Origin of the sequence: Amycolatopsis sp. NPDC098790 (assembly GCF_044759945.1) — a bacterium.
Lineage (GTDB): Bacteria > Actinomycetota > Actinomycetes > Mycobacteriales > Pseudonocardiaceae > Amycolatopsis.
Map to the genome: position 1 here is coordinate 471,471 of NZ_JBIWAI010000008.1, position 21,453 is coordinate 492,923.

Below are 21,453 nucleotides of genomic sequence, written 5' to 3' on the forward strand. Positions count from 1 at the left end.
TACATGCAGGTGAAGACCGGTATCGACAGATGACGAGAACTAGCCGCTGACTCTGCGTGTTCGCTGTAAACGGGCAACGGTGGCCTTGCTGATCCTCGTTGGGGGCTCCTTTTCGTTCCGTTCGCGCTGACGTGCCGGACATCGGCCGGGTGTCGCCGACGCGGCGCGGACGGAATGGCGCCCACCTGTTGGTGCGTTGAGTGCGGGCGGGCGCAACAGGGGCCTGGAACGTGCCTGATGTCGGCCCGGCAAGCTCGCCGAGCCTGAGGTGAGTCACTAGCAAGGCGATTTGGTGATCTCCATTGACTCCCTGCGCGGAGGGCATCGCCAACGAGCTCGGTCAGGTGTTCGTTGGGAGAAGTGGGACTCTAAGGGTGACCAGCCCGAAAGCACTAGCGCGTCTCCGTGCCGACCAAGCTGACCAGGCGCGGGTGTTCGTGGTGCTGAATAGTTGGCGCCTAGTGCACGGTTTCGCGGTTGCGAGGGGGTGGATAATTCGATAGGTCGAGGTGTACACGTAGATGGGTGGTAGGGCCTGTGGATGATCAGACGCGCGGCCGGTGGCTGTGCGCGATCGGCAAGCACGTGATTCGGTTCCAGCAGGACGACAAGTCGACATATGTGCACGCGACTCTCCGCACCTCGCAAGAGGCTGACCTGCTGAAGCGGCTGCGTCAGCAGGGGCGTGTCTCCGGCGCGACAGTCAAGGCGTTCGCCCGCGAATGCGGGATTCCCGTCCAGGAGCTCGCTGACATCCTGCGGGCGCAGGACGAGGCGGGGCTGTTGGACGTCGAGATAGATACCACTGGACAGGTCGTCTCCCTGACGGAGAGCATCTTCACGGAAGCTGCGGTGTTCCGTTATGCCGCAGCGCGGTTCGAGCAGCGTCAGCCTGAGGTGGCGGAGCGCGCCCTGGTGCCCTTGATGGAGGTGCTCAGCAGGCTGCCGCTCGATGAAGGACAGATCGTCGACTGGCTTGCACGTGATGGCTTCGATGAAGCGACTGTTCGCGAAGCGATCGAGCTAGCTGCAAGTTTTTCACTTTTGCAGCGGCGTGACGTGCCCGACTTCGGCACCACCCTGCTATACAACGAGTATCTGTGGGCGCACAAGATGGACCGGGTTCAGGCGGTTCTCGCGGGTCTCCGGGACCGGGACACGAACGATCTCCTTGCCTTGATGGAGGAGATCGGGCAGGCTCAAGGTGCTCCGGCGGAAACCCTGACCGCAGCTCCTCGGCATCTGATCAACATGGCGACCAGCGTCGGCCTTGTCGACGGCATCACCATCGAGACCTCGTCCGGGCAGGCCAAGACATTCACCTTCTCGCCGCAGTTCGATGGGCTTGGAGCTGGCCGCGCTAACCTTGAGCTGGCTGGCATCTCCGACCAGGTCAAGTTGCTGGTGGCATCCATTCAGTATGGAGTTCGGTACTCGGAGGACTTTCGCCTGTACTCACCGCTGGCGTTCATGAACAAGCTCGTGAATGCTGGCACCGCAGGGGATGCCACGCCAATCGGGCGCGACTACGTTCTGGTGGAGAAGGAAGGCATCCTCAAGACCGTGCCGACTTCAGGTGACCGCGCACGGTTTGAAGTGGTCAAGTCTGACATCGTCATCGCTGCCCGAGACGCCCTCGCGCAGGGTCAGCTCGGCGGCGGAGGCAGTTACGGTGGCCGGACCCTCGTCGATCAGCGCAACTACAACTCTCCCGAGGACATCCGTATTCGGCGGCTGGCGGACCCGGCCGGCGCGAGCAAAGTGCTCGAAACTAAGCATCTTGCTGCGATTCGTGAATCGTGGCAGAACGGATCGTGGCTGTGATGAATGAACGGCGCGTCCGCGGTGGGCGCGAGGCGAACGAGGTCGGCGCGCTATGGGAGTATCGCTTGTGCCGACTCCGGTTCGTGCAAGGGTTCTTCGTCCGGCGATCGATTGATGTCTGGCCTGACGGCCTTCAAGGTAACAAACTGGGCGAGCTCGATGTAGTATCAACCAGTTTCGATCCGCGACTTGGCACGCGCACGGAGGTCATCGAAGCAAAGAGTGGCGCCGGTGCCAAAGAGATCGATCGTGTCATGTGGCTGAGAGGTATGGCCGGGTATGCGGGAATGGACGAGGCGACTTTTGCGAAAGTGCGCGTCGATCCGCGGGTACGAGCTGTTGCCCGTCGCCTTCGCGCCAATATTCTCGACGAGGCCGCGGTAGCTGCTGCTGAACGGGCCGCAGGGATCAAGCCCGATGATTGGGTGGGTTTCGCTGACCCTGACCTGGGAGAGCGGGTCATCAAGCGTGCCCGGGCGCATCTGACGTCAAGCGAGCCGTTGCGTCGGGCCGGGAAATTCCTATTCGGCAGTTTCTGGTTCACAGACGAGTTTGCGCGGATCAATCAACTTCGGACCCTCGCGGATCTGCTCGCAGAGCATCACGCCGAAGTTGACCCTGCAGCCTTGACGCTCGCGTGCAGCGAAGTGGTGTCGCTTACTGCTGTGGCCACGCTGAAAATTACCAACTGGCGGGGACAGTATGAACCTGACGAGTTTCGGAAGTTTGCCGCGGGGCAGCTGTCGAGTGGCTTCGGTCAGCAGGTTGGGCTCCGCCGTGTTCTTCAGCAAGTTGACTCGATGACAAGAGATTTTGTCGAGGGTCTGCACGACGATTATACGGCCGCGGGTGTCGCCCGCATTAGTCGACGCGTCCCGCAACTGGAGTACGAACTTCTACGCGTGCCAGAGTGGGCGGAGGCTTTTATGGACCTCTCGGCCAGAATGCAGGAGCGTGCTGGCATTGCGATGCATGTGTTGAGGCTTCTCGACCTCCGCGCGGCCGAGCGTTTGGGGAGCAGGCAAGACACCAGCAAGGTCCGGGACTCGTGGGCCGGGCAATCACGGCAGGTCGAGGATGCAGCGAATCTGCTTGAGAAGTTCTGTGTTTCGGTGTGGGGTTTGCCTGCTCGTGGCCTTCAAATGATTACCCGCGACGTGATGGTCGCGAAGACCGATTCTTCGCCGTCAGCCTCAGAGGCGGGTGCAGAGGTCACGGAGGGGCAACATCAGTTGACCTTCGACGACGGCGAACGCAAAACAGATGCAGACCCGTCAGAGTCCAAATGATCGGCAGGTTGAGATGGGAAAGGATTGGTGTGTAGAAACGTCTGCATTCTGGCTGCCGCCGCTTGCCGACGCGTCGACATGGCCGCTCCCCGGCCGACGACGACGCGACGCCCTGAACGGAACCTAGCCCGAGGTCCCGCCGCGCGGAGTCGGAGGTTCAGGGACGCCGGTCGAACCGATCGAAAGCATCTCGGTGTGGTGGCGGGCCGCATCTAGGCAGTTTCGTTGGCTCATGCGCATGCGCGCCACATTGCGTCTGCAGCGGTAGTTTTGGAGTCGGCGACTGCCTTGTCCCATCGTGCTTGGAGGCTGTCGAGGAGGCGTTGTTCGACTGCGGCGGCGACGTGGGAGTAGGTCTCTTGGACTTTGTCTTGGAGGACGTGGCCGAGGCGGAAGGCTTGAGCGATTTCGGGGATGCCGTCGTCGATCATCCAAGTCTTGTGGCTGTGGCGGAGGCCGTGGAAGGTGAGGCCAGGCTTGGCTGGCTGGAGACGGATCGCTGGGTTGGGGATGTGGAGGTTCCCGTCGGCGGCGGGGCGGAAGGCGCGGCGAGAGAAATTGCTGCGTCGGTGCCATTCGAGGTTGGGGGTGACGAAGACCTGGCGATGGTTGTGGGTGGTCAGGTGCCAGCGCAGGAGGCGGACGAGGAACGGGGGGAGGCTGATGGTGCGTTCGGACTCGTCGGTTTTGAGGTGGCCGAGGTAGAGCGGTCCGCTGCAGGGTTCGTGGAGGGCGCCGACGTCGGGGTCGAGGTAGATGTTGCCGGTGTCGTCGTCGTAGAGGTGGACGTTGCCGCGATCGAGGCCGGCGAGTTCGCCCCAGCGGGCTCCGGTCCAGCCGCCGGTGACGATGAGGACGGCGCCGCAGGGTCCGTATTTGAGGGCGGCTTGATCGGCGACATGGAGAACTTCAGCGGGTTCACCCCAGATCTTGCGCGGGGTGCGCTGCGCGCGGCGGCGGCGGCGCCCGCGGCGACGTGCAACTAGAGGATTTGCAGCAATCAGCTTCTCGGGGACGGCGTCAGAGAGGAGAAGCGAGAAGCACTTGATGATGCTGTCGACCGTGGTCTTGGCCAAGCCCGAGGCGCGGAGTTTCTTCTCCCAGGTGCGGATGCCGAGGTTGGTGAGCTCGGCGAAGGCGGTGTCGCCCCAGCGGGGGAGGATGTGGACTTTGAGGAAGCTGCGGTAGTTCTCTTCGGTGCGTTGGTCGATGTCGAGGGACTCGAGCCACGCGGGGGCGAATTGGGCGATGGTAGTGCGGCCGTCTTCGGGGTCGATCCAGGTTCCGGTGCGTTGTTCGTGGAGCATCGTGCTGATGTGGTCTTCGGCGGCTGTGGCGTCGGGGAAGCCGGAGATGGCGCCTTTGGTGCCGTCGGCGCGGCGGTAGCGGACTCGCCAGGTGTCGTCGCCGGCAGGTTCGGTCCAGGGCACGGTGAACTCCTGCGCTGTGGTGAGGGGGTCGCGTGGTGGTGCGGTGTCCAGGACCGCTCCATAAGCGACAGAGGGGAAGCGTGTTTGGCGAAGAACCTCGTAGCGGAACCGGAACGGGTGTCAGCGACGCGTCCGGCGTCGGCGTCCGGTGAGCCCGGGCTGGTCGCGATTACGCGGCCTCCGTTGGCCGGCGGCGACGATGGCGCGCAGGTCGTCTTCGGTGAAGCGCAGGTGTTTGCCGATGAAGGTGCAGGGGATGAGGCGCTGCCCAGCTTTGCGGCGAAGCCACGACTCGCCGACCGTCAGCCGCTCGGCCGCCACTGCGGGCGTGAAGAGGAGTCGTCCGGCATCGCCAGTGAGAGAGCCTGCAGGCCCGCGCTGGCTCGATGGCGCGGGCGGCAAGGAGTCGGGGTGGCGGATGACATCATCGTCGGTCTGCATGGCGGCCTCGAAATGAGCGAAGGACACTGTCGCCGCTAACTCCGCCCAACGGCAGCTTGGGAGACAACATGCAGTTGATCTCACTGGATAGGCTTGCACACATGTAGGCAACGGTCGAAGCGCTTGTACTGCGCCAACTTCGGGCGAATGAGTGCATGCCTGTGGGCTTGATCTTCCAGGGGAAGATCAAGCCCACAGGAGAAGCTCTATTGATCTTTATTGGACCGGTTGGGCAATTGATCTTGCTGGCGGTTTCGCTTCACCTCCTCTCGGGAGGCTGGGCGCCCACGTCGCACAAACTCACGCAGTTCGCGCAACACGGGTGTGAACTCGCGCAATGACCTTGGGTCGTTGGTCAGCTTGACCAACCACCTGCAGTACCCCAAGATCAACGCTACAACGAGGATTCCTCCAACGGTCGGGATCGCGATCCCGGCTACAACTAGTAGCGCGTTCACATAAATGCTTCTCGGTTTCCCAGCGCCTACGAACCTGTGGTGAGGGTCAGGATCGGGGTCCTGGCGCCGGCCGTCTCAGGCCGGCGGGCGAGTCCGACGCACGGCGCGTCTTCGTCGTCCCCTCGTCCCTGTCCGGAAATGCTTTCGCTCGGGGTATGGGTCCGGGGATCCGTTGGACAGGGCTAGGCGCTACGGATTCCCGGTCGTGCTGGTCGGTCGGGGCCAACCACGGCTGAGCATACGGTGTCGGCCGTCACAGTTGTTCGTCGGCCGCTGACTGGCAGCCGACCTATGAGGGTGGGTACGTCGAGTTAACGGTCGAGCCTGCAACGTGACGCTACGTTGATGAAGAGCCGCTCCGGGTGGAAGTGGCGGTCGACGACGCTGGACGAAGTAGCTCCGATGATCACCTGTCCAGGGGGTGCTACTGGGGCACTTTTCGTGACCCCATTTCGCCGCCTTCGGACCGGTGCCCCAGTTTTGCCCCAGCTGCCGACCGGTAGCTGAACTTCCTCTTGACGAAACTCAAGATTCGGTACAACGAAAAAGCCGCCCTACCTGGATCTTCGGATCCGGTGGGCGGTGTTTCGTCACTGTGGAGCTAAGGGGACTCGAACCCCTGACCCCCTCACTGCCAGTGAGGTGCGCTACCAGCTGCGCCATAGCCCCGGAGCGGAGTTCAACTCCGCATCTCGTGTGTCCATACATTACACCCCGCCCAACCCGCCTCCACTCGGGGGTCCCCACCGTCGCCACACCCCTCTGACCTGCCTCTTTACACCTTATTTTTAGTCGTGTATTGACTCCCGGTGTGGCCGCCGTTACATTTTGCGCGGTTGTGACGCCGAGGTCCCCGCCCGTTACGCCGCGTCTACCCAGACCGGGCACGCCTCTGCCGTTTCCTGCTCTACGAACGCCGCCCAGGCGGCAGAGGAGGTTTCGCATGAAGAGGGTGATGACGTTGCTCGCCGCAGCGTCTGTCCTGGTCGGGAGCGGGGTAGCGGCCGCTCCGGCAGCGCAAGCCGCCATCGTTCCCGATGGCTGGTACACCGTGACCGCCGCCAACAGCGGCAAGTGCGTCGACGCCCGGGCCGCCGGGACCGCCAACGGCACCGTCGTGCAGCAGTACTCCTGCAACCAGACCACTTCGCAGCAGTGGCAGTTCCAGTCCACCGGTGACGGCTACTTCCGCGTGAACGCCCGCGGCAACCCGGCCGCCGCCTGGGATGTCTCGAACGTTTCCACTGCCGATGGCGGGCTCGTGCAGCTCTGGACCTACGGAGGCGGCGCCAACCAGCAGTGGCAGGCCGTCGACGAAGGCAGTGGCCGCTACCACTTCGTCAGCCGCAACAGCGGGAAGTGCCTCGACGTTCCCGGTGCCTCCGCCGCCGACTCCGTGCAGCTCCAGCAGTACGCCTGCAACGGCACCGCCGCCCAGTCCTTCACCCTGAACCCCGTGAACACGACCCAGCCCGGCCAGCCCGACTTCGGCCCGAACGTCGTCGTCTTCGATCCGTCCATGCCGAGCTCCACCATCCAGAGCCGGCTCAACAGCATCTTCTCCCAGCAGGAACGCAACCAGTTCGGCAGCCAGCGCTACGCCGTCATGTTCAAGCCGGGCACCTACGCCAACGACGTCAACGTCGGCTTCTACACCCAGGTCCTCGGGCTCGGCCTCAGCCCGGACGCGGTCAACATCAACGGCGCCGTGCACGTCGAGGCCGACTGGTTCCCGCCGCAGAACGCCACCCAGAACTTCTGGCGGGGCGCCGAGAACCTGTCCGTGACCCCGAACGGGGGAGCCGACCGCTGGGCCGTCAGCCAGGCCGCGCCCTACCGCCGCATGCACGTCCGCGGCGACCTGCAGCTCGACGACGGCGGCTGGGCCAGCGGCGGCTGGATCTCCGACACCAAGATCGACGGCCAGGTCCGCTCCGGCTCGCAGCAGCAGTGGATCTCCCGCAACTCGCAGTTCGGCAGCTGGAACGGCTCGAACTGGAACATGGTCTTCGCGGGCGTCCAGGGCGCCCCGGCCAACACCTTCCCGAGCCCGCCCTACACCACGGTCGGCCAGACGCCGGTCGTGCGCGAGAAGCCGTTCCTCTACATCGACGGCGCCGGCAACTACCAGGTCTTCGTCCCGAGCGTGAAGACCAACGCCTCCGGCACGAGCTGGGCCAGCGGCGCCGCGCCGGGCACGTCGATCCCGATCGACCAGTTCTACATCGCCAAGCCCGGCGCCACCGCCGCCGACATGAACGCCGCGCTCGCCGCGGGCAAGAACCTGCTGGTCACGCCGGGTGTCTACCACCTGAACCAGACGCTGCACGTCACCCGGCCGGACACCGTCGTGCTCGGCCTCGGCATCGCCACGCTGATCCCGGACGGCGGCGTCACCGCGATGAACGTCGACGACGTCGACGGCGTCAAGGTCGCCGGCCTGCTCATCGACGCCGGCACGACCAACTCGAACACCCTCATGCAGGTCGGCGCGGCCGGCTCGTCCGCGGACCACGCGGCGAACCCGACCTCCCTGCACGACGTCTTCTTCCGGATCGGCGGCGCCAACGTCGGGAAGGCGACGAACAGCCTGGTCGTCAACAGCAGCAACGTGGTCGGCGACCACATGTGGATCTGGCGCGCCGACCACGCCGACAACAACGCCTACGTCGGCTGGACCACCAACACGGCCGACACCGGGCTGACGGTCAACGGCAACAACGTGACGATGTACGGCCTGTTCGTCGAGCACTACCAGAAGACGCAGGTCGTCTGGAACGGCAACGGCGGCCGCACGTACTTCTTCCAGAACGAAATGCCCTACGACGTCCCGAACCAGGCCGGCTGGATGAACGGCTCCACCAAGGGCTACTCCGCCTACAAGGTGGGTCCGAACGTCACCAGCCACGAAGCGTGGGGGCTGGGCAGCTACTGCTACTTCAGCACCAACCCGTCCGTGGCCAGCGCTCACGCGTTCGAGGCGCCGAACACCCCGGGCGTGAAGTTCCACGACATGGTGACCGTGTCGCTCAACTACCAGGGCACGATCACGCACGTCATCAACAACACGGGTGACACGACCCCGACCGGCACCAAGCCGGTCAACCTGGTCAGCTACCCCTGAGCAACCGGCGTGCGCCGTGGTGGCGGCCGCGGCGCACGCCGGTCCTATGTGTCCGGACACAGTGGACGCGTGGCCCGAACGGGTGGTGAATCGCGCCAACCAGCCGTTCTGTCGCGATACTGGGTGCCCCGACACCCGAGGAGCGACCCATGACCTCCTTCGCAGCGTTCTCCGTCGTCGAGCCCCGCAAGGCGTGGCCGATCGCCGCCGTCCGCGGTGTGTTCGCCGTGCTGTTCGGGCTCTTCGCGTTGATCTGGCCGGGCGCCACGGTGCTCGTGCTGGCGGTCCTGTACGGCGTGTACGCGATCGTCGACGGCATCGGTGGCTTGATGCAGGCCTTCCGCCCGGGTGACGCCGCCCACCGCGCCGCCTACGGGGTCCTCGGCGCGCTCGGCATCGTCGCCGGGATCCTCGTCCTCGTCTGGCCCGGCATCACGGTCCTGCTGCTGGCCCTGCTGGTCGGCCTGTGGGCGATCGTCACCGGCATCGCGGAGATCGCCGCCGCGATCCGGATCCGCAAGCAGATCCGGGGCGAGGCGTTCCTCATCGCCGCCGGCGCGCTCTCGGTGATCGCCGGCATCCTCATCGTGATCAACCCGATCGCCGGCGCGTTCGGCATCGCGCTGCTCGTCGGCATCTACGCCCTCATCTACGGGATCATGCTCCTCGTTCTGGCGTTCCGGCTCCGGAAACTCGCGGGCTGAGTAGCGTCGCGGGCGTGTCGACCCGCGAACTGGTGGTGCTGGGCACCGCGAGCCAGGTGCCCACGCGCCACCGCAACCAGAACGGCTACCTCCTGCGCTGGGACGGCGAGGGCCTCCTCTTCGACCCCGGCGAGGGAACCCAGCGCCAGATGCTGCGGGCGGGCGTCGCCGCCACGGACATCACCCGCCTCTGCGTCACGCACTTCCACGGCGACCACAGCCTCGGCCTCTCCGGCGTGATCCAGCGCCTCTCGCTGGACAAGGTCCCGCACCCGGTCCACGCCCACTTCCCGGCGTCCGGCGCGCACTACTTCGAACGGCTGCGGCACGCGACGGCGTTCTACGAGACGGCTGACCTGCGCGAACACCCGATCACCGGCGACGGCCCGATCGCCGGCGGCAAGTTCACCCTCGAGGCCAAGCGCCTGAGCCACCCGGTCGAGGCGTTCGGCTACCGCCTGACCGAGCCCGACGGCCGCACCATGCTCCCCGCGAAGCTGGAGGAACACGGCATCAGCGGCCCGGACGTCGGCAGGATCCAGCGAGAGGGACAGCTCGGCACCACACACCTCGAAGACGTCAGCACGCCGAGGCCCGGCCAGCGGTTCGCGTTCGTCATGGACACCCGCCTCTGCGACGCGGTGTACGCGCTCAGCGAAAACGCGGACATGCTCGTCATCGAGTCGACGTTCCTCGCCGATGACACCCACCTGGCGCGGGACTTCGGCCACCTGACCGCCCAGCAGGCGGCCCGCGTCGCCGCCGAATCCGGTGTCCGGCAACTGGTCCTGACGCACTTCTCGCAGCGCTACCCCGATCCGGCGCGCTTCCTGGACGAAGCGAAAGCCGAGTTCGACGGCGAGATCGTCGTGGCCGCGGACCTGGAGCGGGTCCAGGTGCCGAAACGGCGGTCTTCCCCAACGGCCTGAGAAGCGCCGTAGGCTGCACCTCGTGAGCCAGCCGATCCTGATGACCGTCGACGACGATCCCGCCGTGTCCCGCTCGGTCGCCCGCGACCTGCGGCGCCGGTACGGGAAGGACTACCGCGTCATCCGCGCCGACTCCGGCCCGGACGCCCTCGACGCGCTGCGCGAGATCAAGCTGCGCGGCGACGCCGTCGCGGCGATCCTCGCCGACTACCGGATGCCGCAGATGGACGGCATCGCCTTCCTCGAGAAGGCGATGGACCTGTTCCCGCACGCCCGTCGCGCCCTGCTGACCGCCTACGCCGACACCGACGCCGCGATCCAGGCGATCAACGTCGTCGACGTCGACCACTACTTGCTCAAGCCGTGGGACCCGCCGGAGGAGAAGCTCTACCCGGTGATCGACGCGCTGGTCGAGACCTGGAAGGCGGTCGGCGACCGGCCGGTCGAAGAGGTCAAGCTCATCGGCCACCGGTACAACTCGCCGTCGTTCCACCTGCGTGACTTCCTCGCCCGCAACGCCGTCCCGTACCGCTGGTTCTCGGTCGAGGACGACGAAGGCGCGCGGATCCTGCAGGCCGCGGACGCCACCGAAAAGGACATCCCGGTCGTCGTCACCCCCGACGGCACGGTGCTCAAGAACCCGACCGGCGGCGAAATCGCCGACGCCGTCGGTTTGTCGACGCGGCCGGCGCAGGAGTTCTACGACCTCGTCGTGATCGGCGGCGGCCCGGCCGGCCTCGGCGCCGCGGTCTACGGCGCGTCCGAGGGCCTGCGCACGGTGCTCGTCGAAAAGAAGGCCACCGGCGGCCAGGCCGGCACCAGCTCCCGCATCGAGAACTACCTCGGCTTCCCCGACGGCGTCTCCGGCGCGCAGCTGACCGACCGCGCGCGGCGCCAGGCGCAGAAGTTCGGCGCCGAGGTGCTGACCGCGCGCGACGTCGTCGGCCTCGAAGCCCGCGGCTCGTCGCGCGTGGTCACCTTCGGCGACGGCAGCGAGATCGCCGCCCACTCGGTGATCCTCGCCAGCGGCGTGACCTACCGCGCCCTCGAGGCCGAGGGCATCGAGGAGCTCACCGGCCGCGGCGTCTACTACGGCTCGGCCGCGACCGAGGCGCCTGAGTGCAAGGGCGAGCACGTCTACATCGTCGGCGGCGCCAACTCCGCCGGCCAGGCCGCGGTGTTCTTCTCCCGGCACGCCAGCGACGTCACGATCCTGGTGCGCGGCGCGTCCCTGGAGGCGTCGATGTCGCACTACCTGATCGAGCAGATCGCCGGCATCGAGAACATCCACGTCCGGACGCACACCACGGTCAAGCAGGCCCACGGCGACGAGCACCTCGAGCGGCTCACGCTGTGCGAGAACGGCGTCACCGAGACCGTCGAGTCCGGCCACCTCTTCATCTTCATCGGCGCCGCCCCGCGCACCGACTGGCTCGGCGAGGGCATCCACCGCGACGAGCACGGCTTCGTGTGCACGGGACCGGACCTGACGGCCAACGCGCAGCGGCCGGCCGGCTGGGCGCTCGACCGTGATCCGTACTACCTCGAGTCGTCCATCCCCGGCGTGTTCGTGGCCGGTGACGTGCGGTCCCAGTCGGTCAAGCGGGTGGCGTCCGCGGTCGGCGAGGGCGCGATGGCCGTGACGCTGGTACACCGGTACCTGGAGGAACAATGAGCGCACTGCCGCGGGAAGAGCTTCGCGGGCTCTTCCTTTTCGAACACCTTTCCGAGGACCAGCTGGACTGGGTCGCCGCCAACGCCGTGCTCGAGGAGTACGAGGGCGACTCGACGATCATCAGCGAGGGCGGCGAGGCGACCTGCTTCTACGTCCTGCTCGGCGGCGCCATCCGGATGACGCGCCTGGTCAGCGGCACCGAGGTGGAGACCAACCGGTCCGACCAGCGCGGCGCCTACTTCGGCGCGACGCAGTTCTTCGTGCACCAGGACGACGACCACCGCTACGGCGCGACCGTGCGCGCGCTCTCCGACGTCACGCTGCTCGCGCTGCCGTCGAAGGAGTTCTCCGTCGAGTTCCGCAGGTGGTTCCCGATGGCGACGCACCTGCTGGAGGGCATGTACCTCGGCTGGCGCAACAGCGACACGGTGATCGGGTCGCGGCGCCGGCTGCTCGCCCTCGGTGAACTGTCGGCCGGCCTGACGCACGAGCTGAACAACCCGGCCGCGGCCGCCGTCCGGGCCACGTCCGCCCTGCGCGAACGCGTCGCCGGCATGCGCCACAAGCTCGCCTTCCTGGCCAAGAAGGACATCGAACCCGAGCTGCTCTACCAGCTCATCGACGTCCAGGAACGCCTGGTCAAGCAGGTCGCGCAGGCCGAAAAGCTGTCCGCGATGCAGCAGGCCGACCGCGAGGACGAGATCGGCGACTGGTTCGACGACCGCGGCATCGACGGCGGCTGGGACCTCGCCGACATCTACGTCCGCGCCGGGCTGACCACGGCCGATCTGGACAACGTCCTCGAGCAGGTCGGCGACACCTTCATCGACGGTGCCGTCCGCTGGCTCGCCTACGCGCTCGAGACCGAGATGCTGATGGGCGAGATCGAGGACTCGACCACGCGCATCTCCGCGCTGGTCGGCAAGGCCAAGCAGTACTCCCAGATGGACCGGGCGCCGCACCAGTGGGTCGACGTCCACGACGGCCTCGACTCGACGCTCGTGATGCTGTCCGGCAAGGTCGGCACCGGCATCCGCGTCGTCAAGGAGTACGACCGCAGCCTGCCGAAGATCCCGGCGTACCCGGCCGAGCTGAACCAGGTCTGGACGAACATCATCGACAACGCCCTCGGCGCGATGAAGGGCGACGGCACGCTCACGCTGCGCACCTGGCGCGTCGACGACCAGATCCGCGTCGAGATCGGCGACACCGGCCCGGGCATCCCGGCGGACATCAAGCCGCGGATCTTCGAGCCGTTCTTCACGACCAAGCCGGTCGGCGAGGGCACCGGGCTGGGCCTGGACATCTCGTGGAAGATCGTCGTCGAACGCCACCAGGGCGACCTGCGCGTCGAGTCCGAACCCGGGAACACCCGGTTCGAGGTCTGCCTGCCGACGGTCGAGCAGGCCTCGCTCTGATGGCTTCCGTCCCGACGGTCACGACCGAGCTCGGGGCGCTGGTGGGGCTGGCGGGCGACGGCGTCCGCGCGTGGCGCGGGATCCCGTACGCCCGTCCGCCGGTCGGCGGGCTGCGGTGGAAGGCGCCGCAGCCGCCCGCGTTGTCCGGTGGCGTGCACGTCGCGACGGAGTACGGGCCGCACGCGATGCAGTCGCCGGACCCGATGAACCCGGCCGCGGTGTGCGACGAGGACTGCCTGTACCTCAACGTCTGCACCCCGGACGCCCCCGCGCCCGACGGTGGCTGGCCGGTGCTGTTCTGGCTGCACGGCGGCGGCTACCGCGTCGGGCACGGCGAGCAGCTGGGCGACGGCGAGGAGTTCGCGCGCGCCGGGATCGTCGTCGTCACGATCAACTACCGGCTCGGCTCGCTCGGCTTCCTGCACCTCGCCGGTGTCTTCGGCTCCGCGGAGGAGGACGCCGGTGTGTGCGGGTTCCTCGACCAGGTCGAGGCCCTGAAGTGGGTGCGGCGCAACATCTCCGCGTTCGGCGGCGACCCGGCGCGGATCACCGTCTACGGCGTCTCGGCGGGTGCGAAGAGCGTCGGGAACCTGCTGGGCAGCCCGCTGGGCCAGGGGTTGTTCGCGCGGGCGATCAGCAGCAGCGGCGGCGCCGACCACGTGGCGACGCCGGAAGCCGGGACCGCGCTGGCCCGGCGGCTCCTCGACGAGGTCGGCTGCCACGACATGGGCGCGCTCAGGGCGTTGCCCGCCAAGGAGTTCGTCGAGGCGCAGGAACGGATCCTGTCCGGGCTGCAGGCCCTGTGGCTGTGGCGGCCGACGCTGCACCCGCGCGTGCTGCCGGAGGTGCCGATCGAGCCGATCCGGCGGGGGAGCGCGGCCGGGATCCCGCTGCTGGTCGGCTGCAACAGCAACGAGGGCAGCACGTACGCGCTCATGCTCGGCGACGACGTCGCGACGGCGCCCGCTTCCAGTGTGCTCGAAGGCATCCTCGGCGGCGAAGGCACTTCGCACCTTCTCGAGACGTACCTTCGCCGCGTCCCCGACCTGAAGTCCGCGAAGATCGCCGCGATGGGCGACGAGCGCTACGGCATCCCGACGCAGCGGCTCGCCGACGCGCAGTCCGCGCACGCGCCCGTCTACCGCTACCGCATCGACATCGCCGCGCCCGGCGTGCCCGAGCAGCTCGACGGCGGCCACGGCACCGAGACGACGATGGCGTGGAAGACGCCGCTGCCGCTGTTCGCCGAGGCGACGCAGGTGAACCCGAAGCGCGAGCGGGCGGCGTTGCTCATCCACCGCGCCTGGGTGCGCTTCGTTCGCGACGGCGTCGCGGACGCGGACGGTCCCGAGTGGCCGCCCTACGGCCCCGAACTCCGGCCGGTGCTGGTTTTCCGGGAAGACACCGATCTGGTGCTCGATCCACGCTCCGACGAGCGAAAAGCCTGGGGCGACACGGAATGGGCGTCCGGGACCTGGTTCCCGGTGACCTGAGACCGTTCCTTCACCTGCCGTTCACTTCGAACCGGCTCGCTCCCGCGTCCAATGAGCGAAGGCCCGTCGAGGGGAGTGGTTCGTGAAACGCCGGTTGTCGATCGGCTTGGCCGTGGTGCTGGTGCTGGCCGTCGCGGGGGTGATCATCTGGGGGCGCGGCGACGACAGCGCCGCGGGTTCCACGACGACGGTGCGCGGGGTGATCGGTTCGGAGAAGCAGGCCTTCTTCACCGACCAGCGCGTCGTCGACGCCTTCGCGAAGCACGGCCTGAAGGTCGAAGTGGACACCGCGGGCTCGCGGCAGATCGCGACGACCGTCGACCTCGGGAAGTACGCTTTCGCGTTCCCGTCGTCGTCGCCGGCGGCGCAGAAGATCCAGCGCGACCGCAAGGTGACCACGGTCTACACGCCGTTCCAGTCGCCGATGGCCGTCGCGTCCTTCGAGCCGATCGTGGCGTTGCTCCGAGCCAACGGGGTCGTGCACAAGGGCGCCGGCGACTACGACGTCCTGGACATCGCGAAGTACCTCGACCTCGCGAAGGCCGGGACGCGCTGGGACCAGCTGCCCGGCAACACCGCCTACCCGGCGCGCAAGAACGTCCTGGTCACGACGACCGACCCGCGTGAGTCGAACTCCGCGGCGATGTACCTGTCGATCGTTTCCTTCGTGGCCAACGGGAACGCCGTCGTCAGCTCGCCCGACCAGGAGGCGAAGGTGCTGCCGTCGGTGGCGAAGCTGTTCCTCGACCAGGGGTACACGCAGAACAGCACCGAAGGGCCGTTCGAGGACTACCTGTCCGCGGGCATGGGGAAGACGCCGCTGGCACTGATCTACGAATCGCAGTTCGTCGGCCGCGTGGTGAGCGGCGACGGCTCGATCCGGCCGGACATGCGGATGCTCTACACCGCGCCGACGGTCTACTCGAAGCACACGCTGGTGCCGCTGACCGGCGACGGCGACAAGGTCGGGCAGCTCCTCAGCACCGACCCGGAGCTGGGCAAGCTCGCCGCGACGTTCGGCTTCCGCACCAACGACCCGAAGCTGTTCGCCGAGGTCGCCGCGCCCGCCCACGTGCCAGCCGACCTCGTGGACGCCGTCGAACCGCCGTCGTTCGAGACGCTCGAGCGGCTGCTCGACGCCGTCGGCAAGCAGTACTGACATGGACTTCGCGCTCACGCCGCCCGAGCCGGTCACCGCGATCCCCGCCGAGCGCGCCGCCGGGCTGATCACGCTCAGTTCCGATACCCGGACGGAAATCACCGTTCGCGCTTCGGAGTTCGCGTCCCGGCTCGAAGCCCTCGACGTCCGGTCGCCGGAGTTCACCGACCTCCTCGACGAGCTGCTGACCGTCGGAGAGGCCGACATGCGCGCGGCGGCCGGCGTCGCCGGGACGATGCTCGACCGGTCGTTGCGCAGCACCGCGTCGCCGCAGGACGGCGTCACGACGAGCCTGGCGAGCCTGCGCCGGACCGTCGCCGAGCTGGACCCGGCGAAGCTGCCGCTCACCGGCCGGAAACTGCTGGGGATGTTCCCGGCCGCGGCCGGCGCGAAGCGGGCGCTGGACCGCTACCGGGCGGCGAACGAGCCGGTCAACGCGCTGGTCGTCGACCTGCGTGGCCGCCAGGACGTCCTGCGCCGTGACAACGCCTCGATCAAGGGCGAGCGCGAGCGGCTGTGGAAGGTGATGGGGAAGCTCGCCGAAGCGGCCGCGCTCGCCGAGGCCGTCGACAGCGCGATCGAAGCGCAGGCCGGCGTCTTCGACTTGACGGATCCCGGGCGCGCCAACGCGTTGCGCGCGGACGTGCTCTACCCGATCCGGCAGCGGCACCAGGACCTGCTGACGCAGCTGGCCGTCAGCGCGCAGGGCTACCTCGCGCTGGACCTGGTGCGCAAGAACAACGACGAGCTGATCCGCGGCGTCGAACGGGCGGTGTCGACGACGGTGTCCGCGCTGCGGGTCGCGTTGCTGGTCAGCGGGGCTTTGGCGAGCCAGCGGGACGTCCTCGACGAGGTCGCGGCGCTGCAGGCGACCACCGACGGGCTGATCCGCGCCAACACCGAGCTGCTGGACCTGCAGTCCGCGGAGATCCGCAAGGCGAGCAGCGACCCGGCCGTCGCGACCGAGACGATCCGCGCGTCCTTCGACCGGATCTACGCCTCGATCGACGCGATCGACGGATTCCGCGCCGACGCAGTCCGCACGATGGCCGCGACCGTCGAGTCGCTGTCCGGCGAGATCCGCCGCGCCGAGGACCACCTGCGGCGTTCGCACGAGGGGGAAGAATGATCAGGAAGGTGCTGGCGCTCTTTGTGGGTGCCGCGTTGCTGGCGGGGTGTTCCGAACCGTCGTCGGCGCCGCTGGGCGAGCCGGAGCCGGGGACCCTGCGGATCCTCGCGGGCAGCGAGCTGGCGGACATGCAGCCGGTGCTCGACGAAGCCGCTCGCGCCACCGGCGTGCAGGTCAAGTTCACCTTCACCGGCACGCTGGAAGGCGCCGAAGCGCTGGCGAACGGCAGCGTCGACGGCAAGTACGACGCCGTGTGGTTCTCGTCGAACCGTTACCTCGCAGGCATTCCCGACGCGGCGAAGCGGCTCGGCAACCAGGTCAAGATCATGAGCTCGCCGGTGGTGCTCGGGCTCGCGACGTCGGTCGTGCAGCGGCTGGGCTGGGCCGGCAAGCCGGTCAGCTGGGGCGAAATCGCCGCGCAGGCCGGGAAGAAGGCGTTCAGCTACGGGATGACGGACCCGTCGGCGTCGAACTCCGGGTTCTCGGCGCTGGTCGGCGTCGCTTCGGCGCTGGCGGGAGCGGGCAACGCGATCGACGCCCAGCAGATCGCTTCGGTGACTCCGCAGCTGACGCAGTTTTTCAGCGCCCAGGCGCTTTCGGCCGGCTCTTCGGGGTGGCTGTCGGACGCGTACACCCGGCGCGCGACCGGCCCGAACCGGGTCGACGGGTTGATCAACTACGAGTCCGTGCTGCTCTCGGCGAACGCGTCCGGGAAGCTGCCCGAGCCGCTGACGCTGGTCTACCCGAGCGACGGCGTCGTCACGGCGGACTACCCGCTGTCCGTGCTGGCTTCCGCCGGTGACGACGCGCGGTCGGCGCACCAGCGGCTTTCGGACTACTTGCGGACGCCCGACGTCCAGAAGCGGATCATGGAGACCACCCAGCGGCGTCCGGTCGTGCCGGGGGTCGCGCTGGGGCCGCAGTTCACCGCGCGCGACCTCGTCGAGCTGCCGTTCCCGGCGACGCAGCAGGCCGTGGACGCGCTGCTCCAGGCGTACTTCGACAAGATCCGGCGGCCGTCGCGGACGCTGTACGTGCTGGACACGTCCGGGTCGATGAAGGGCGACCGGATCGACTCGCTGCGGACGGCGCTGGTCGGGCTGACGGGGGCGGACAACTCGCTGACCGGCCGGTTCCGGCGGTTCCGGAGCCGCGAGGAGGTGACGATGCTGCCGTTCAACACGGTTCCTGCGCGGGCCACGACGTTCACCGTGCCGGAGCAGGATCCCGCGGCCGAGCTGGCGCGCATCAAGGCGTTCGCCGAGGGGCTGACGGCCAACGGCGGGACGGCGATCTACGACAGCCTTTCCGAGGCCTACCGGGTGCTGGAACCGTTGCAGGCGCGCGATCCGGACCGGTTCACCTCGATCGTCCTGATGACCGACGGCGAGAACGCGAACGGGTCGTCGCTGGCGGACTTCCAGGCGTCGTTCGGCTCGGTGCCGGCCGCGGTGAAGCAGGTGCCGGTGTTCACCGTGCTGTTCGGGGAGGGCAGCAGCGACGAGCTGACGCAGGTGGCGACCTTGACCGGCGGAAAGGTGTTCGACGCGCGGAAGGTCCAGCTGTCCGACGTCTTCCAGGAGATCCGCGGGTACCAATGATGCTGCGTTATCTGGGGTCGACCAAGAACCTGCTCGGCTGCGTCGGTGGCCTGGTCGGCGTCGTGCTGTACGTGACCGGGGTGGTCGGGTGGTTCTGGCCGTTCGTCGTGGTGGCGTTGTACTTGGCCGGTGCTTTGGTGGCGCCCGCGGAGAAAGTTCGGTTGGTGCCGGACACTTCGGCGGAGCTTCGTTCGTCTTTGGAGACCTTGGTTTCGCGGGTGTCTTCGCAGGCGTCCCGAATGCCCGCGTCTACTGTGGACACTGTCGGTCGGGTCGCTTCGATCCTGCGGGACTTGCTGTCGGATCCCGTGCGGCTGGCCGCCGATCCCGATCTGCAGCACGCCGTCGTCCGTCTGGTGCGGACGGATCTGCCGCTGTCGCTGGAGACTTACTTGAATATGCCGTGGTGGTTCGCCGCGCGGCGGGCCGGCGCGGGTGAGGAGCTGGTGGCGCAGCTGGGTTTGCTCGAGGCGGAGGCGCATCGGGTGGCCGAGCGGTTCTACGCTTCCGAGGTCGACCGGCAGGCCGATCACACGCGGTATCTGCGAGACCGGGACGTGTGAGTTTCCGTCGCCACCTGTGTGAGTGATGACGTTCGAACGGGCGTTCGAGTAGCTTGGCCTTATGGACGCGAACCGAGTTTCGGCAAGGTCAGGGTCACCGCAGCGGTGGTCAACCAGCTCAACAGATCGGCGAGAGGAATGCGGGAAAGCCGTTCCGGCCACTCATTCGCGACGGTGTGCAGCACGAGTTCGTCGTGCCGGGGTTCCACCTTCGTCAGCTTCAACCCGGGCGGCAGTTCCGGCAGCGGAAGCACGATGGGGTGAAAGCGCTTCGGCGGGCGCAGCCGTCGTTGTCCTATGTGGAGGGTCCGAGGCACGAGCACGACGGCGTCGTCGCCCACCTGGGCCTCGAGGGTCAAGTGGCCCCAGTGGGGTTTCTTGGCCCAGTGGATCTGGAGCAGCCCGCTGCCGGCCGGGGCGGCCACGATCCCGGGCCGGACCCGCGCCACCCTTTCCCGGAGCACGTCCGCGGAGACGGTGATCCGCAGGTCCACGCGGGCCGGCTTGGCGGAGGGAGTCGGCAGTGAGCGGAGGCGCACGTCTTCGGCGAGCACGGTGACCCGGCGCAGCGGAATGCTGCTGCCATCGGGTTCGGGCCAGTCGACGTCTTCGGCGACGATGCGCACGTCGCCGACGCGTCCGGTGGCCAGCCGCAGGCTGTCGGCGGGGTAGTCGAGTTCGGCCAGGGTCAGGCCGACATCGCGATCCCCGACCTTGGCGGTCAGCCGCCGCCCGACGAGCTGTTCGGTGACGGTCCGCACAAGGGCGGCGGGCGTGACGGGAACGTTCGGGAGAAGGGAGCGACCGGCAGCGGCCAGCCCGGCCAGCTCAGGCCAGGGCGACCAGCCGTCGAACCACCTGCCGTCACTCATCAGCCCAGTGTCGCGCAAGGCGAGGCAGACCGCCGACGCCAGGTAACACAAAAGGAGGTTTCTCACGCGGCAGGGGAGTATCCGGCGCTGCCGGCCGGCCGCCAGTCACCGGCTTCCCGCCGGGCCGGCTGGCAGCTTCCAGTCATCAGCCGCCAGCAGTTACCCAGCTCCGGCCCACTCGTCACCCGCGGGTGGTACGGGATCGCGCTCGCAATCCCGTATCCGTGCGACATCAACGCTCGATCCACCGGCAGGCAACCGTTCGTGAGCCACCTGCCGCCACTGGAGGGGTCAGTGACGGCAGGCGGCAGCTCGAAGGGCGACGTCGCCCGTCGGTCACCGGCCCGCGAAGCGGGCGATGATGCCGGTGACGACCAACCAGAACACCGCGGCCAAGCCGAAGTCGAGGATGACCTGCAGGCTGGCGTTGTCCACGTTGAACAGCCCCGGCCAGAACAACGCGAGGGGGACGGCCAACGACTTGATGAAGATGAAGAACGCATTGCCGGCGTTGGCGCCGGCGAGCACCATGATCATGTAGAGAACTTCGATCCCCGCGAAGATCGCGCCGATCGCCGTGATGACCCGCACGGCCGTGTTCCGTCTGGTGGTGGTTCGCCAAGGAGACATGTCGCGAAAATTCCCGGATCGGGTGACCGATCAAACGCTCCATGCCCAAGATTGCGCCGTTCGGCCGCTTACTGTTGCTCTCCGCCGCCCCATTCGGACGCTCAGTGAGGGTTCTCAGTAGCGGCTCTGGTGTTCGTGATGGGTGAGCACCAGGGCCGCTTGGATGATGGCGCCGATACGTTCCGGCGGAGGCTGATGCGGTGCAGGGCTAACCAGCGGGTTTTGAGGATGGCCATGGCGCGTTCGCCGAGGGCGCGTGCTCGTGATTGCACCAGGTTGTAGACCCGTTGCCGGGCGTTGAGTATGGGCTGAGCTGCGGTTTTCTTGAACGGTGTGCGGATGCCGATGCCGGCGGAGTGGTAGGCCTTGTCGGCCAGTGTCAGCAGGCCTTCGGCTGCGGCGGCGGTCAACGTGCCGGTGATGCCGAAGTCGCGGGCGGCGGAGAGGTCGTTGCGGGAGCCCGGCAGCGCCGCAGAGACCCAGAGCGGGAATCCGTCGGCGGTGGCCAGGAACTGGACGTCCTCGCCGAAGGCGCGGTGCTTGCCGGAGTACCACAGGTGCACGATCCGGCCGCGGTTCTTGCCTTTGGTTTGATCGTGGTCGCCGCGACCCGGTCGCAGGGAATGAGGGCGCCATCATTGATCACGTGGGGCCTCTGGAACCTCGGACTTGATCTTCGCAAATCCAGTCCTACCAGGGGCCCCACGTCTCATC

General features: G+C 67.6%; 17 protein-coding genes and 1 tRNA gene. 12 read left to right on the forward strand and 6 right to left on the reverse strand.

Annotated elements, in window-relative coordinates; translation table 11 throughout:
- The first annotated feature begins 537 nt into the window (after positions 1 to 537).
- Complete coding sequence (locus tag ACIQWX_RS45540; protein ID WP_400885197.1) at positions 538 to 1,824, forward strand: hypothetical protein; 1,287 nt, start codon at positions 538 to 540, stop codon at positions 1,822 to 1,824.
- Complete coding sequence (locus ACIQWX_RS45545; protein WP_400885200.1) at positions 1,800 to 3,113, forward strand: hypothetical protein; 1,314 nt, start codon at positions 1,800 to 1,802, stop codon at positions 3,111 to 3,113. Before ACIQWX_RS45540 ends, ACIQWX_RS45545 begins: the two co-directional genes overlap by 25 nt.
- Positions 3,114 to 3,343: 230 nt before the next feature.
- On the opposite strand, the gene ACIQWX_RS45550 is transcribed toward ACIQWX_RS45545, so the two are convergent.
- From ACIQWX_RS45550 to ACIQWX_RS45560, 3 genes are all read right to left on the reverse strand, one after another.
- A complete protein-coding gene (locus ACIQWX_RS45550) occupies positions 3,344 to 4,543 on the reverse strand; it encodes a tyrosine-type recombinase/integrase (RefSeq protein ID WP_400885203.1) in 1,200 nt (399 codons plus the stop codon).
- A gap of 120 nt (positions 4,544 to 4,663) precedes the next feature.
- Positions 4,664 to 4,984: a helix-turn-helix domain-containing protein gene (locus tag ACIQWX_RS45555; RefSeq protein WP_400885206.1), complete on the reverse strand. Its 321-nt coding sequence runs from the start codon at positions 4,982 to 4,984 to the stop codon at positions 4,664 to 4,666.
- Between the two features lie 1,054 nt (positions 4,985 to 6,038).
- A tRNA-Ala gene (locus ACIQWX_RS45560) sits at positions 6,039 to 6,111 on the reverse strand.
- A 274-nt stretch (positions 6,112 to 6,385) separates the two neighbouring features.
- Here ACIQWX_RS45560 and ACIQWX_RS45565 point away from each other — a divergent pair.
- The 10 genes from ACIQWX_RS45565 (at position 6,386) to ACIQWX_RS45610 (ending at position 19,237) form a co-directional block, all read left to right on the forward strand.
- Complete coding sequence (locus ACIQWX_RS45565; RefSeq protein WP_400885207.1) at positions 6,386 to 8,566, forward strand: RICIN domain-containing protein; 2,181 nt, start codon at positions 6,386 to 6,388, stop codon at positions 8,564 to 8,566.
- Positions 8,567 to 8,715: 149 nt separating this feature from the next.
- Positions 8,716 to 9,270 carry an HdeD family acid-resistance protein gene (locus tag ACIQWX_RS45570; protein ID WP_400885210.1) on the forward strand — a complete coding sequence of 185 codons (555 nt, stop codon included), beginning with the start codon at positions 8,716 to 8,718 and terminating at the stop codon, positions 9,268 to 9,270.
- Between the two features lie 14 nt (positions 9,271 to 9,284).
- Positions 9,285 to 10,199: a ribonuclease Z gene (locus ACIQWX_RS45575; RefSeq protein ID WP_400885212.1), complete on the forward strand. Its 915-nt coding sequence runs from the start codon at positions 9,285 to 9,287 to the stop codon at positions 10,197 to 10,199.
- 22 nt (positions 10,200 to 10,221) lie between these two features.
- Positions 10,222 to 11,874 carry an FAD-dependent oxidoreductase gene (locus tag ACIQWX_RS45580; RefSeq protein ID WP_400885214.1) on the forward strand — a complete coding sequence of 551 codons (1,653 nt, stop codon included), beginning with the start codon at positions 10,222 to 10,224 and terminating at the stop codon, positions 11,872 to 11,874.
- Entirely contained in the window at positions 11,871 to 13,292 is a 1,422-nt protein-coding gene (locus ACIQWX_RS45585; protein WP_400885216.1) for an ATP-binding protein, read from the forward strand. Before ACIQWX_RS45580 ends, ACIQWX_RS45585 begins: the two co-directional genes overlap by 4 nt.
- Positions 13,292 to 14,785: a carboxylesterase/lipase family protein gene (locus ACIQWX_RS45590; RefSeq protein ID WP_400885218.1), complete on the forward strand. Its 1,494-nt coding sequence runs from the start codon at positions 13,292 to 13,294 to the stop codon at positions 14,783 to 14,785. Before ACIQWX_RS45585 ends, ACIQWX_RS45590 begins: the two co-directional genes overlap by 1 nt.
- A gap of 82 nt (positions 14,786 to 14,867) precedes the next feature.
- On the forward strand, positions 14,868 to 15,944 hold the full coding sequence (locus ACIQWX_RS45595) for a hypothetical protein (protein WP_400885220.1): 1,077 nt from the start codon (positions 14,868 to 14,870) through the stop codon (positions 15,942 to 15,944).
- A gap of 1 nt (position 15,945) precedes the next feature.
- A complete protein-coding gene (locus ACIQWX_RS45600) occupies positions 15,946 to 17,073 on the forward strand; it encodes a toxic anion resistance protein (RefSeq protein WP_400885223.1) in 1,128 nt (375 codons plus the stop codon).
- Positions 17,070 to 18,674 carry an extracellular solute-binding protein gene (locus ACIQWX_RS45605; RefSeq protein ID WP_400885225.1) on the forward strand — a complete coding sequence of 535 codons (1,605 nt, stop codon included), beginning with the start codon at positions 17,070 to 17,072 and terminating at the stop codon, positions 18,672 to 18,674. The genes ACIQWX_RS45600 and ACIQWX_RS45605 overlap by 4 nt, the downstream gene beginning before the upstream one ends.
- Entirely contained in the window at positions 18,671 to 19,237 is a 567-nt protein-coding gene (locus ACIQWX_RS45610; RefSeq protein ID WP_400885227.1) for a hypothetical protein, read from the forward strand. Before ACIQWX_RS45605 ends, ACIQWX_RS45610 begins: the two co-directional genes overlap by 4 nt.
- 59 nt (positions 19,238 to 19,296) lie before the next feature.
- On the opposite strand, the gene ACIQWX_RS45615 is transcribed toward ACIQWX_RS45610, so the two are convergent.
- From ACIQWX_RS45615 to ACIQWX_RS45625, 3 genes are all read right to left on the reverse strand, one after another.
- A complete protein-coding gene (locus tag ACIQWX_RS45615; RefSeq protein WP_400885230.1) occupies positions 19,297 to 20,109 on the reverse strand; it encodes an LmeA family phospholipid-binding protein in 813 nt (270 codons plus the stop codon).
- A gap of 336 nt (positions 20,110 to 20,445) precedes the next feature.
- A complete protein-coding gene (locus tag ACIQWX_RS45620; RefSeq protein WP_284749574.1) occupies positions 20,446 to 20,700 on the reverse strand; it encodes a hypothetical protein in 255 nt (84 codons plus the stop codon).
- Positions 20,701 to 20,840: 140 nt separating this feature from the next.
- On the reverse strand, positions 20,841 to 21,302 hold the full coding sequence (locus tag ACIQWX_RS45625; RefSeq protein ID WP_400885234.1) for a transposase family protein: 462 nt from the start codon (positions 21,300 to 21,302) through the stop codon (positions 20,841 to 20,843).
- Positions 21,303 to 21,453: the final 151 nt, after the last annotated feature.